Source organism: Caulobacter sp. GW821-FHT12A07 (assembly GCF_058807655.1).
The window spans coordinates 1-13,291 of sequence record NZ_JBXAQX010000017.1 but is presented as its reverse complement, the minus strand read 5'-3'; the positions used below and the strand labels follow the sequence as shown (position 1 = coordinate 13,291).

General features: G+C 67.1%; 9 protein-coding genes. 8 read left to right on the top strand and 1 reads right to left on the bottom strand.

Going from position 1 to position 13,291, the window contains the following annotated elements; all coding sequences use genetic code 11:
• The first annotated feature begins 49 nt into the window (after window positions 1–49).
• The 4 genes from rpoC (at window position 50) to AC1RRS_RS23955 (ending at window position 8,950) form a co-directional block, all read left to right on the top strand.
• Window positions 50–4,240 carry a DNA-directed RNA polymerase subunit beta' gene (rpoC, locus tag AC1RRS_RS23970; protein WP_487292082.1) on the top strand — a complete coding sequence of 1,397 codons (4,191 nt, stop codon included), beginning with the start codon at window positions 50–52 and terminating at the stop codon, window positions 4,238–4,240.
• 158 nt (window positions 4,241–4,398) lie between these two features.
• On the top strand, window positions 4,399–4,920 hold the full coding sequence (locus AC1RRS_RS23965; RefSeq protein ID WP_492857389.1) for a hypothetical protein: 522 nt from the start codon (window positions 4,399–4,401) through the stop codon (window positions 4,918–4,920).
• 117 nt (window positions 4,921–5,037) lie between these two features.
• A complete protein-coding gene (locus AC1RRS_RS23960) occupies window positions 5,038–6,834 on the top strand; it encodes a methyl-accepting chemotaxis protein (protein WP_492857388.1) in 1,797 nt (598 codons plus the stop codon).
• A 121-nt stretch (window positions 6,835–6,955) separates the two neighbouring features.
• Window positions 6,956–8,950 carry an alpha/beta hydrolase family protein gene (locus tag AC1RRS_RS23955; RefSeq protein ID WP_492857387.1) on the top strand — a complete coding sequence of 665 codons (1,995 nt, stop codon included), beginning with the start codon at window positions 6,956–6,958 and terminating at the stop codon, window positions 8,948–8,950.
• A gap of 17 nt (window positions 8,951–8,967) precedes the next feature.
• Here AC1RRS_RS23955 and AC1RRS_RS23950 read toward each other — a convergent pair whose 3' ends face one another.
• Window positions 8,968–9,702, bottom strand: a complete 735-nt coding sequence (locus AC1RRS_RS23950) for a hypothetical protein (RefSeq protein WP_492857386.1) — start codon at window positions 9,700–9,702, stop codon at window positions 8,968–8,970.
• A gap of 343 nt (window positions 9,703–10,045) precedes the next feature.
• Here AC1RRS_RS23950 and rpsL point away from each other — a divergent pair, with 343 nt between their 5' ends.
• The 4 genes from rpsL to AC1RRS_RS23930 form a co-directional block, all read left to right on the top strand.
• Window positions 10,046–10,417 (top strand): 30S ribosomal protein S12, encoded by a 372-nt coding sequence (rpsL, locus tag AC1RRS_RS23945; protein WP_058350131.1) that lies wholly within the window; start codon window positions 10,046–10,048, stop codon window positions 10,415–10,417.
• Window positions 10,418–10,430: 13 nt separating this feature from the next.
• Window positions 10,431–10,904: a 30S ribosomal protein S7 gene (gene rpsG, locus AC1RRS_RS23940; RefSeq protein ID WP_007661568.1), complete on the top strand. Its 474-nt coding sequence runs from the start codon at window positions 10,431–10,433 to the stop codon at window positions 10,902–10,904.
• A gap of 114 nt (window positions 10,905–11,018) precedes the next feature.
• Complete coding sequence (gene fusA, locus AC1RRS_RS23935) at window positions 11,019–13,097, top strand: elongation factor G (RefSeq protein ID WP_110121625.1); 2,079 nt, start codon at window positions 11,019–11,021, stop codon at window positions 13,095–13,097.
• A gap of 118 nt (window positions 13,098–13,215) precedes the next feature.
• Window positions 13,216–13,291 (top strand): hypothetical protein (locus tag AC1RRS_RS23930; protein WP_334349513.1); only part of this gene is annotated, 76 nt, incomplete at its 3' end.

The following is a 13,291-nucleotide window of genomic DNA, read 5'->3' as shown; positions in this document are numbered from 1 at the left end:
CGCTCTCTGACTTAGAATTTTCGCGGGTAGTCCCGCAGAAGGAACCAAGATGAACCAGGAAGTCCTGAACATCTTCAATCCGGTCCAGGCCACGCCGACCTTCGACCAGATCCGCATCTCGCTCGCCTCGCCGGAAAAGATCCGCTCGTGGTCGTTCGGCGAGATCAAGAAGCCCGAGACCATCAACTACCGCACGTTCAAGCCCGAGCGTGACGGCCTGTTCTGCGCCCGTATCTTTGGCCCGACCAAGGACTACGAATGCCTGTGCGGCAAGTACAAGCGCATGAAGTACAAGGGCATCATCTGCGAAAAGTGCGGCGTGGAAGTCACCCTCGCCCGCGTTCGCCGTGAGCGCATGGGCCACATCGAGCTGGCCTCGCCGGTCGCTCACATCTGGTTCCTGAAGTCGCTGCCCTCGCGCATCGCCATGATGCTCGACATGCCGCTGAAGGACATCGAGCGCGTCCTGTACTTCGAATACTACATCATCACCGAGCCGGGCCTGACCCCGCTGAAGCAGCACCAGCTGCTGTCGGAAGATGACTACATCCGCGCTCAGGACGAGTACGGCGACGACAGCTTCACCGCCGAGATCGGCGCCGAGGCCGTCCAGAACCTGCTGAAGGCCATCGACCTCGAAAAAGAGGCCGAGCGTCTGCGCGAGGAACTGGCCGGCACCGTGTCGGACATGAAGCAGAAGAAGTTCAGCAAGCGCCTGAAGATCCTGGAAGCCTTCCAGGAGTCGGGCAACCGTCCCGAGTGGATGGTGCTGACGGTCGTTCCGGTCATTCCGCCGGAACTGCGTCCGCTGGTGCCGCTGGACGGCGGCCGCTTCGCCACGTCCGACCTGAACGACCTCTATCGCCGGGTCATCAACCGTAACAACCGCCTGAAGCGTCTGATCGAGCTGCGCGCGCCCGACATCATCATCCGCAACGAAAAGCGGATGCTGCAGGAGTCGGTCGACGCCCTGTTCGACAACGGCCGTCGCGGTCGCGTCATCACGGGCGCCAACAAGCGCCCGCTGAAGTCGCTGGCCGACATGCTGAAGGGCAAGCAAGGCCGCTTCCGTCAGAACCTGCTCGGCAAGCGCGTCGACTACTCGGGCCGTTCGGTCATCGTCGTGGGTCCGGATCTGAAGCTGCACGAGTGCGGTCTGCCCAAGAAGATGGCGCTCGAGCTGTTCAAGCCGTTCATCTACGCGCGCCTGGACGCCAAGGGCCTGTCGGGCACCGTCAAGCAGTCCAAGCGCATGGTCGAGCGCGAACAGCCCCAGGTGTGGGACATCCTCGAAGAGGTGATCCGCGAACACCCGGTGCTGCTGAACCGCGCCCCGACGCTCCACCGTCTGGGCATCCAGGCGTTCGAGCCGAAGCTGATCGAGGGCAAGGCCATCCAGCTGCACCCGCTGGTCTGCGCCGCGTTCAACGCCGACTTCGACGGCGACCAGATGGCCGTGCACGTCCCGCTGAGCCTGGAAGCTCAGCTGGAAGCGCGCGTCCTGATGATGTCGACCAACAACATCCTGTCGCCCGCCAACGGTCGCCCGATCATCGTGCCGTCGCAGGACATCGTCCTGGGTCTGTACTACCTGTCGGTCGCTCGCGAAGGTGAGCCGGGCGAAGGCAAGATCTTCTCGGATCTCGGCGAAATCGAAGCGGCCATGGACGCCGGCGTCGTGTCGCTGCACGCCAAGATCAAGTCGCGCTTCACCGAAGTGGAAGCCGATGGCGTGGCTCGCCGCCGCGTGATCGACACCACCCCGGGCCGTATGAAGATCGCCGCCCTGCTGCCGCGCCACCCCGCGATCGGTCACCGACTGATCGAGAAGGCGCTGACCAAGAAGGAAATCGGCAACCTCATCGACATCGTCTACCGCCACTGCGGTCAGAAGGCGACGGTGATCTTCGCCGACCAGGTCATGGGCCTGGGCTTCAAGGAAGCCGCCAAGGCCGGCATCTCGTTCGGCAAGGACGACATCATCATTCCGAAGCGCAAGGAAGCGATCGTCGCCGAGACGCGCGCCCTGGCCGAGGAATATGAGCAGCAGTACGCCGACGGTCTGATCACCAAGGGTGAGAAGTACAACAAGGTCGTCGACGCCTGGGCCAAGGCCACCGATCGCGTCGCCGACGAGATGATGGCCGAGCTGCAGACCAAGCATAAGGACGAGAACGGCCGCGAGAAGGAAATCAACGCCATCTACATGATGGCCCACTCCGGCGCCCGTGGTTCGCAAGCCCAGATGAAGCAGCTGGGCGGCATGCGCGGCCTGATGGCCAAGCCCTCCGGCGAGATCATCGAGACCCCGATCGTCTCGAACTTCAAGGAAGGCCTGACCGTTCAGGAGTACTTCAACTCCACCCACGGCGCCCGTAAGGGTCTGGCCGACACCGCGCTGAAGACCGCCAACTCGGGTTACCTGACCCGTCGTCTGGTCGACGTCGCGCAGGACTGCATCATCGTCGAGGAAGACTGCGGCACCACGAAGGGCATCACCCTGCGCGCCGTGGTCGAAGGCGGCGACGTGCTGGTCTCGCTGGGCACCCGCGTCCTGGGCCGCTTCACGGCCGAGGACGTCAAGGATCCGGCGACCGGCGAGCTGGTCGCTCCGGCCGACACCTATATCGACGAGAACATGGCCGACGCCATCGAGGCGGCGGCTGTCCAGTCGGTGAAGGTCCGCTCGGTCCTGACCTGCGAAGCCAAGATCGGCGTCTGCGGCGCCTGCTACGGCCGCGACCTGGCCCGCGGCACCCCGGTCAACATCGGTGAAGCTGTCGGCGTCATCGCCGCCCAGTCGATCGGTGAGCCGGGCACGCAGCTGACCATGCGTACGTTCCACATCGGCGGCACGGCCCAGGTGGCCGAGCAGTCGTTCTTCGAAAGCAGCAACGACGGCGTGGTCCGCGTGACCGGCGCCACCGTGATCGGGTCGGACGGCCAGCTGGTCGTCATGAGCCGCAACACGGCCGTGAGCGTGCTGGTCGACGGCAAGGAACGCGAAAACTACAAGCCGCCTTACGGCGCTCGCCTGAAGATCAAGGACGGCGACACCGTCAAGCGCGGCCAGCGCCTGGCCGACTGGGACCCCTACACCACGCCGATCATCACCGAAGTCGGCGGCCGCATCCGCGCCGAAGACCTGGTGGACGGTTTCTCGGTCCGCGAAGAAGTCGACGAAGCGACGGGCATCGCCCAGCGCGTCATCGCCGACTGGCGCGCGTCGGCCCGCGGTTCGGACCTGCGTCCGGCCATGGGCGTGCTGGCCGAGGACGGCTCGTACAAGCGTCTGTCGAACGGCGGCGAGGCTCGCTACCTCCTGTCGGTCGGCGCCATTCTCTCGGTGGCCGACGGCGACGAAGTGAAGCCGGGTGAGGTCATCGCCCGTATCCCGACCGAAGGCGCCAAGACCCGGGACATCACCGGTGGTCTGCCGCGCGTCGCCGAACTCTTCGAAGCCCGCCGTCCGAAGGACTGCGCGGTCATCGCGGAAATGGACGGCCGTGTCGAATTCGGCAAGGATTACAAGAACAAGCGCCGCATCAAGATCACCCCGGAAGTCGACGCAGACGGCAACCAGGGCGAAGCGGTCGAGTTCCTGATCCCGAAGGGCAAGCACATCGCGGTGCATGATGGCGACTTCATCACGCGCGGCGAGTACATCATCGACGGCAACCCGGATCCGCACGACATCCTGCGCATCCTGGGCGTCGAAGCCCTGGCCAACTTCCTCGTCGACGAGATCCAGGAGGTCTATCGTCTGCAGGGCGTGCCGATCAACGATAAGCACATCGAGACGATCGTTCGTCAGATGCTGCAGAAGGTCGAGATCCTCGAGCCCGGCGACACCGGCCTTATCAAGGGCGACCACCTCGATAAGCCGGACTTCGACAAGGAACAGGAAAAGGCGATCGCCCGCGGCGGCCGTCCGGCTGTGACCCAGCCGGTGTTGCTCGGCATCACCAAGGCCTCGCTGCAGACCAAGAGCTTCATCTCGGCCGCGTCGTTCCAGGAAACGACCCGCGTCCTGACCGAAGCCTCGGTGCACGGCAAGACCGACACCCTGGAAGGCCTGAAGGAAAACGTCATCGTGGGTCGCCTGATCCCCGCTGGTACGGGTTCCTACCTGCGCAGCCTGCAGCGCGTCGCCGCCAAGCGCGACGAGCAGCTGGCCCAGCAGCGCGAAGAAGCGATGGAGCCGCTGCCGGCGGAAATCGCGCTCTCGGACGCCGAATAGGCGTCCGAGAAAACTAGGGGGCTGCCGGACGCCGAGTAATCGGCGGGTCGACGACCTTACAGGTTGTGCTAGACAAGGAGCGGTCGGGGAAACCCGGCCGCTCTTTTGTTTTGCCGTAAGCCCCAGGGCAGGGGCGGGCGCAGCGTCGGGGGACGTCGATGGTTCGCAGTGTTTGGGTCGCCGCCGCGTGCGTGGCGCTGTCCATGGCCGCCTGCGCGCCCAAGCCGGTTCCCGAGCCCAAGCCCTCCGACGACTTCGCCGCCGCCGACAAGGCCTTCGTCGACGAGACCACGGCCAAGATCTCCAAGAGCTTCGAGCGGCCCGAGATGGTGATGTTCCGCAATCCGGTGATCAGCCAGTCCGAGCGCGGCAAGGCCCTGTGCGTCGACGCCGCCGAGCCCGAACAGGCCTGGACCGGCATGATCGCGGTCAAGACGCCGGGCGCGGCCGGCTACATCATCCACCGCGCCGGCGACAACCTCTCGCCCAAGGCCCGCAAGCAGTGCCCGGCCCTGGTTCTGAAGTACATGGATGAGCCGAAGACCGACTGGTACGACGCCGAGGTGGCGATCACCCAGGCCGGCTGCGCCCATCTGGATCCGCGCTACTGGCGGGCCTGGAAGCGCTATTGCAACGGCGCCCTGACCACCCCGACGGCCAAGGCCACGCCGGCCGCCTGACGCAACCTCGAATAGAACGCGGGAATGTAAAAAGACTCGCGTTATTTCAGCGCGTTAAATGAAATTTCAGTCGGGTCGGGCGAGAACAGGGCAAATTCCTCCCTTCGCCCGGACCCCATGCGCTCGGATATTTCCACCAAGGTCAGCCTGACCATCGCCGCCGCCTTCGCCGTCCTGCTGGCCGGCCTGCTGGGCGTCGTCGCCTGGAGCTCCCTCGGCTTCGCCAAGCGCCAGGCCGTGGCCCAGCAGGAAACCAGCATGCGCGTGGCCTGGGACGTCATCGGCCGCCAGGGCCAGGCGTTCCGCCGCGAGGGCGACCAGCTGTTCGTCGGCGACCACGCCCTGAACGGCGATCTGGCCGGCGTCGACCGGGTCAAGGCCCTGGCCGGGGGCGTGGCCACCGTGTTCATGGGCGACACCCGCATCACCACCAATGTCGAGAAGCCCGACGGCTCGCGCGCGGTCGGCACCACCCTGGCCAAGGGGCCGGTCTATGACGCCGTGCTCGGTCGCGGCGAGGCCTATCGCGGCGAGACCCAGATCCTCAAGCGCGCCTATTTCGTCGCCTACGATCCGATCAAGGACGCCTCGGGCCAGGTGATCGGCGTGATGTTCGTCGGCGTGCCCAAGGCCGACTATTTCGGTCCCGTCTATCGCCAGCTCGGCTGGCTGGGCGCGGCCGGCCTGGTGCTGGGTCTGGCCGGCGGCGTCGCCTCGGTCCTGACCGTGCGCCGCCAGCTGTCGCCGCTGAAGACCCTGCGCGAGGCCATGGCCCGGCTGATGAAGGGCGACCTGTCGGTGGCCCTGCCGTTCGCCGGCCGCCGCGACGACATCGGCCTGATGGCCGACGCCGTCCACGCCTTCCGCGACGACGCCGAGGCCAAGCAGCGCATCGAGGCCGACGCCGCCACTCACCGCGACCAGAGCGAGGCCGAGCGCGCCGCCGCCCAGGCCCGCGACGCTCGCGCCGCCCGTGAGCAGGGCGTGGTCGTCGACAGTCTGGCCCAGGGCCTGGAGCGCCTGTCGAACGGCGACCTCACCGTCCGCCTCGATCAGCCCTTCGCCCACGACTACGAAGGCCTGCGCCGCGACTTCAACCAGGCCGTCGAGCGCCTGGAGACGGCCATGAGCGCCGTGGTCGACGCCGTCGGCGCCCTCAACACCGGGGCCGGCAATATCGCCGACGCCTCGTCCGACATCTCCGACCGCACCGAGCAGCAGGCCGCCAGCCTGGAAGAGACCGCCGCGGCCCTGGACGAAGTCACCGTCACCGTCCGCCGCACCGCCGAGGGCGCCCGCGGGGCCCACGAGGCCGTCCGCGAAGCCCAGGCCGAGGCCGGCCGTTCGCGCTCGGTGGTCCAGGACACCATCGCGGCCATCGGCGGCGTCGAGGCCTCGTCGCGCCAGGTCGGCCAGATCGTCGGCGTGATCGACGAGATCGCCTTCCAGACCAACCTTCTGGCGCTCAACGCCGGGGTCGAAGCGGCCCGCGCCGGCGACGCCGGCAAGGGCTTCGCCGTCGTCGCCCAGGAAGTCCGCGCGCTGGCCCAGCGCTCGGCCGAGGCGGCCAAGGAGATCAAGGTCCACATCGCCGACTCCGCCCGTCAGGTCGAAGCCGGGGTCAAGCTGGTCGGCCGCACCGGCGAGGCCCTGCAGAAGATCGTCGCCCAGGTCGAGGCCATCGACGGCATTGTCAGCGAGATCGCCGCCGGCGCCCAGGAACAGTCGGCGGGCCTCTCGCAGGTCAACACCGCCGTCAACCAGATGGACCAGGGCGCCCAGCGCAACGCCGCCCTGATCAGCCGCTCGGCCGGCGACAGCCGCAACCTCGTCTCGGCCGCCGACGAACTGTCGGGCCTGGTCGCCCGCTTCCGCACCACGCCGGCCTCGGCGTCGTTCCGCCGGGCTGGTTGAGCGCCGCGCGGCGATAAAGCTTCACCTTGCGCTTGACGGCACTCCGGCTACTCGCTCTGAGTGCGATCGCTCCCGCGCGTGTCGCCGGGGGCGAGTGATCTCTGTCGGGGCGTTGGGGCGTATGACGAAGCGTATGGTGTGGGGCGTGGCCGCGGTTCTGGCGGCCCTGGGACAGACCGCGAGCGCTCAGACGCCGCCCGCCTCGGCCTTCGGCCGGCTGCCGGCCGTGCAGATGGTGTCGATGTCGCCGGCCGGCGACAAGCTGGCCATCCTCGGCGGCGCGCCGGCCGCGCGCACTGTCCGCTTCGCGACCATCGACCAGGCGGGCGAAGCCGTCCTCGCCCTGGGCGACATCCAGACTGTCGGCGTGCGCTGGGTCGGCGAGGACTACGCCCTGGTCCGCACCGCCATCTGGAAGCGCGTCGGGGCGCGCAACGCCTACCGGTTCGAGCGCAACCTCGTCGTCGACTCCAAGGGCAAGATCGTCAGCAGCCTGCTCGAGGGCGAGACCGCCTCGGCCTACGCCATCAGCCAGCCCGTGCTCGGCGTCGTCGAGGGCGACAAGCCCAAGGTCCTGGTGCAGGGCCTCGACTACATCCCCACGCCCGAGGGCAATCTCGGCACCCGGCTGGTCCGCAAGGAAGCGGTCAATCCGCTGGTCCAGACCCTGTTCCGCGCCGACGTGGTCAAGGGCCGCGGCGAGATCGCCGAGCGCGGCTCGCCCGACACCACCACCTGGGACGTCGACCGGGCCGGCGAGGCGCGCGTGCGCATCGACCAGGACATGCTTCAGCACGACTTCAAGCTGCTGGTGCGCGCCAAGGGCCAGAGGAACTGGCGCACGCTGGTCGCCACCGACAGCGAGGAGGATATCCGCACCTATCTCGGCTATTCCGACGCCGAGGACGCCGTCTACATGGTGCAGGCCGCGCCCGATGGCGCAAGCCAGGTCGTGCGTATCCGCCTGGCCGACGGCGTGACCGAGCCGCGCGGCAAGCCGATCCTGGGCTCCGACATCGGCCTTGTCTGGGATCCGGCCCTGACCACGCCGGTGGCGATCGTCTCGGGCCGCGAGCGGCCGGGCTACGAATGGCTGGACCCGCAGGTCGGCGCCGTCCACGGCGCCTTGAGCCGCGCCTTCAAGGGTCAGGACGTGTCGCTGACCGGCTGGTCGCGCGATCGCGTGCGCTTCGTGGCGCGCGTCGCTTCGCCCGGCTCGCCGCCCGTCTGGTACCTGTTCGACAAGGCCCGCAAGGAGATCTCTCCCCTCGGCGAGGCCTATCCCGAGCTCAAGGACGCGCCGCTGGGCCAGACCCGCTGGCTGACCTACAAGGCCCGCGACGGCCTGGAGATCCCGGCCTATCTGACCCTGCCGCCGGGCGCGCCGCCCGAAGGCGGCAAGCTGCCGCTGATCGTCCTGCCGCACGGCGGCCCGGCCTCGCGCGACGACTACGACTTCGACTGGTGGGCGCAGTTCCTGGCCACGCGCGGCTATGCGGTGCTGCAGCCGCAGTTCCGCGGCTCGGCCGGCTTCGGCAGGACCTTCAAGAAGGCCGGCGAGCGTGAGTGGGGCGGCAAGATCCAGACCGACCTGCTGGACGGCGTCGCCCAGCTGGCCAAGGACGGCGTGGCCGATCCGGCCCGCGTCTGCATCGTCGGGGCCAGCTTCGGCGGCTATTCGGCCCTGGCCGGGGCCACGCTGAATCCGACCGCCTATCGCTGCGCGGTGTCGGTCAACGGCGTCTCGGACCTGCCGCAGATGCTGGGCGAAACGGTCACTGCCTATGGCGGCGCCTCCGACAGCCTGCGCTACTGGCGCAGCCAGATGGGCACGACCTTCAAGGATCCCGCCGCCCTGACCTCGGTCTCGCCGGCCCGTCAGGTGAGCAAGGCCACCCCGCCGGTGCTGCTGGTCTGGGGCGACCAGGACACCACCGTCGCCCCGGCCCAGTCCGAGCGCATGCGCGACGCCCTGACGGCCGCCGGCCGTCCGGTGCGGAGCGTCGTGCTCGAAGGCGACGACCACTACCTCTCCACCTCGGCCACGCGGACGAAGATGCTGGAGGAGGTCGAGGCCTTCCTGGCGCAGAACCTGCCGGTCAAGCCGGCCGGCTGATCGCGCTAGTTCCTGGCCTAGTTCCTGGGCCTGCCCAGGGCGTCCGTGCCCGGCAGGCCCAGGGGGATCTCCTTCATCTTGCCCAGGCCGTCGCGGCTGCGATGGTCGACGCCCATGCCCATCGGCGACTCCCGATAGCGCCTGTCGGCCTCCTGCCGGGCGGCCTGCTGGTCGAAGCCGGCGCGCTTGGCCGCCTCGATCGGGGCGGCGTATTCCGGGGCCTTGCGGGCGGCCTCGCCCCAGCGCTCGTCGCAGCGCTCCTCCTCGCGCCGGTTGAGGCCGACGGCGCGGGCGTTGGCGCAGCCGGTCCCGCTGCCGCGCAGGGCCGTCCTGGCGTCGCCGCCGGGCTGGGCGGCGGGCAGGGGCGCCGGATGCTCGGCGTTCCCGCGTCCGCGCGCGTCGGTCGCCGGCGCCGCCACGAAGGGGGAGGGGGCGATTCCCGCCGGGGCCGGCCGCCGGGCCTCGCGCGGATTCGCCAGGGGCGAAGCGAGGGCGGAAGAGGGGGCCGCGGCCGGGGTTTCGACGGCCTCGCGGGGCCGCTCGCGCGGGGTCGGACCGACCAGGTCGATGGTCACCGTCGAGACCGCGTCCAGGTCGGGGAACACCGCCCGCACCGGCAGGGCCAGCCAGGCCAGGACCAGCAGGTGCAGCGCCGCCGACCCGCCGGCCAGCGCCCAGAACCGCTTGTCGCGCCTGGGTTCGCTCCGTTGATCCAGCAGGCGTGTTATGGACGGCGCGGCGGCTTGGACCACGAATGACTCGGCGAACAAGGACGGGTTGTGAAGCGAGGCTGGCGATCGCCTATGGCGAAAGCGTGGCCCTCTAAACGCTCCATTAACCGACGCGGAAGCCGGCGATTGACGTGGAGCGCCTTCGCGAGTAGGTTCCGCGCTCTTTTCGAGGTGGGTCTTGCGCCCGTCCTGATGAGCGTCCGTCCATAAACCGACGGCAGGCCCGCCGGAACGCTTTCCGCGTCCCGGCGAGTTTCGTGTTTATCGGGTCTCCAACCGGAGCCTTGAAGCCGGAAAGAAGAACAACAAGGACCCTGAAGCGCCTCGGCCGAAAGGCACACGCTTCCATCAGAGCAGAGACTTAATGCCTACCGTCAACCAGCTCATCCGCAAGCCGCGCTCTCCGAAGCCGGTCCGGAACAAGGTGCCCGCCCTGAAGGGCTGCCCCCAACGTCGCGGCGTCTGCACCCGCGTCTACACGACGACCCCGAAGAAGCCGAACTCGGCTCTGCGTAAGGTCGCCAAGGTCCGTCTGACCACCGGCATCGAAGCCGTGTGCTACATCCCGGGCGAAGGCCACAACCTGCAGGAGCACTCGGTGGTGCTCATCCGCGGCGGCCGCGTCAAGGACTTGCCCGGCGTCCGCTACCACATCCTGCGCGGCGTCCTCGACACCCAAGGTGTCAAGGATCGTAAGCAGCGTCGTTCGCTCTACGGCGCCAAGCGTCCGAAGTAAGGAATAGAAGAAGATGTCCCGCCGCCGTCGCGCCGAGAAACGCCAAGTCCTGCCGGATCCCAAGTTTGGGGACCTGATCGTCACGAAGTTCATGAACTACGTGATGTACGAGGGCAAAAAAGCCGTCGCTGAAAACATCATCTATGGTGCTTTCGACATCCTGGAAAACAAGCGCAAGGACCAAGGTCCGCTTGAGACCTTCCACTCCGCCCTGGACAACGTCGCCCCGGCGATCGAAGTCCGGTCGCGCCGCGTCGGCGGCGCCACCTATCAGGTGCCGGTGGAAGTCCGTCCGGACCGTCGTCGCGCCCTGGCCATCCGTTGGCTGGTGACCGCCGCTCGCAAGCGCGGCGAAAACACCATGACCGAAAAGCTGGCTGGTGAGCTCCTCGACGCTTCCAACAACCGCGGCACCGCGGTGAAGAAGCGCGAAGACACCCACAAGATGGCTGAAGCCAACCGGGCCTTCTCGCACTACCGCTGGTAAGCTTTCTTACCAGCACTCTTTCAGGCGCGGGCGGTTTGCGATAAACCGCCCGCGCCGCACGTTTAAATCCCGGTCGTGTCCGTCAGGGCCGTCCCGTTTCGCAGAGCGATCGCTATGCCCCGCACGCATAAAATCGAAGACTACCGCAACTTCGGCATCATGGCCCACATCGACGCGGGCAAGACGACGACGACCGAGCGGATCCTGTATTACACCGGTAAGTCCCACAAGATCGGCGAAGTCCACGACGGCGCCGCCACCATGGACTGGATGGAGCAGGAGCAAGAGCGCGGCATCACCATCACGTCGGCCGCGACGACCGCTTTCTGGAACGACAAGCGCCTCAACATCATCGACACCCCCGGGCACGTCGACTTCACCATCGAAGTCGAGCGCTCGCTGCGCGTTCTCGACGGCGCCGTAACGGTGCTGGACGGTAACGCCGGCGTCGAGCCGCAGACCGAAACCGTCTGGCGCCAGGCCGACAAGTACCGCGTGCCGCGTATCGTGTTCGTCAACAAGATGGACAAGATCGGCGCCGACTTCGACAAGTCGGTCGAGTCGATCCGCGACCGCCTCGGCGCCAAGGCCGTGCCGATCCAATTCCCGATCGGTTCGGAATCGAACCTGAAGGGCCTCGTGGACCTGGTCCGCATGAAGGCCGTGGTCTGGGACAACGACGGCCTGGGCGCGACCTACCGCGACGAAGAAATCCCGGCCGACCTGCTGGACAAGGCCGTGGAAGCCCGCGCCTATCTGGTCGAGAACGCCGTCGAGCTCGATGACGACGCGATGGAAGCCTATCTGGGCGGCGAAGAGCCCTCGGAAGAAACCATCAAGAAGTGCATCCGCAAGGCCGTGCTGAACGGCGCGTTCTACCCGATCCTCTGCGGCTCGGCCTTCAAGAACAAGGGCGTGCAGCCCCTGCTGGACGCCGTCGTCGACTACCTGCCGTCGCCGCTGGACATCCCGCCGACCAAGGGCATCGACTTCAAGACCGAAGAAGAAATCACCCGCAAGGCCTCGGACGAAGAGCCCCTGTCGGTTCTGGCGTTCAAGATCATGGACGACCCCTTCGTCGGTTCGCTGACCTTCTGCCGCCTGTACTCGGGCAAGATGGAAACCGGCATGAGCCTGCTGAACTCGACGCGCGACAAGCGCGAGCGGGTCGGCCGCATGCTGCTCATGCACTCCAACAACCGCGAAGACATCAAGGAAGCCTACGCCGGCGACATCGTCGCCCTGGCCGGCCTCAAGGACACCCGCACGGGCGACACCCTGTGCGATCCGCTGAAGTCGCCGGTGATCCTGGAGCGCATGGAATTCCCGGCGCCCGTCATCGAAATCGCCGTCGAGCCCAAGTCGAAGGCCGACCAGGAGAAGCTGGGCGTCGCCCTGCAGAAGCTGGCCGCCGAAGATCCGTCCTTCACCGTCTCGACCGACTTCGAAAGCGGTCAGACGATCCTGAAGGGCATGGGCGAACTGCACCTGGACATCAAGATCGACATCCTGAAGCGGACCTACAAGGTCGAAGCCAACATCGGCGCGCCGCAGGTTGCCTATCGTGAATCGCTGGGCCGCAAGGTCGACATCGACTACACCCACAAGAAGCAGACCGGTGGTACGGGCCAGTTCGCCCGCGTCATGATCACCTTCGAGCCGGGCGAGCCGGGTTCGGGCTTCATCTTCGAAAGCGCCATCGTCGGCGGCGCCGTGCCGAAGGAATACATCCCGGGCGTCCAGAAGGGCCTGGAATCGGTCAAGGACAACGGCCTGCTGGCCGGCTTCCCGCTGATCGACTTCAAGGCGACCCTGACGGACGGCAAGTACCACGACGTCGACTCGTCGGTCCTGGCCTTCGAAATCGCCTCGCGCGCCGCCTTCAAGGAACTGCGCGAAAAGGGCAGCCCCAAGCTGCTCGAGCCGATCATGAAGGTCGAGGTCGTGACCCCGGAAGAGTACCTGGGTTCGGTCATCGGCGACCTGAACAGCCGTCGCGGCATGATCCAGGGTCAAGACATGCGCGGCAACGCGACGGTCGTGAACGCCTTCGTTCCGCTGGCCAACATGTTCGGTTACGTGAACACCCTGCGGGGCATGTCGCAAGGCCGCGCCCAGTTCAGCATGGTCTACGATCACTACGAGCCGGTGCCGCAGCACGTCGCCGACGAAGTGATCAAGAAGTACGCCTAAGCGTTTCGTCCCCGGACGACACGTTTAGCGGAAGAGTAGGGCGGGTCCTTTTGGGATCCGCCCGCCCAAACCCCAGAAGTTCAACCAACGGCCCCTCTGGGGTCCTGGAGCTAAGAAGATGGCCAAGGAAAAGTTCGAACGTAATAAGCCGCACTGCAACATCGGCACCATCGGTCACGTTGACCATGGCAAGA

Excerpts from the sequence above, each read along its gene's own strand:
- rpoC (WP_487292082.1), top strand. The coding sequence starts at position 50 with ATGAACCAGGAAGTCCTGAACATCTTCAATCCGGTCCAGGCCACGCCG.
- AC1RRS_RS23965 (WP_492857389.1), top strand. The coding sequence starts at position 4,399 with ATGGTTCGCAGTGTTTGGGTCGCCGCCGCGTGCGTGGCGCTGTCCATG.
- AC1RRS_RS23960 (WP_492857388.1), top strand. The coding sequence starts at position 5,038 with ATGCGCTCGGATATTTCCACCAAGGTCAGCCTGACCATCGCCGCCGCC.
- AC1RRS_RS23955 (WP_492857387.1), top strand. The coding sequence starts at position 6,956 with ATGACGAAGCGTATGGTGTGGGGCGTGGCCGCGGTTCTGGCGGCCCTG.
- rpsL (WP_058350131.1), top strand. The coding sequence starts at position 10,046 with ATGCCTACCGTCAACCAGCTCATCCGCAAGCCGCGCTCTCCGAAGCCG.
- rpsG (WP_007661568.1), top strand. The coding sequence starts at position 10,431 with ATGTCCCGCCGCCGTCGCGCCGAGAAACGCCAAGTCCTGCCGGATCCC.
- fusA (WP_110121625.1), top strand. The coding sequence starts at position 11,019 with ATGCCCCGCACGCATAAAATCGAAGACTACCGCAACTTCGGCATCATG.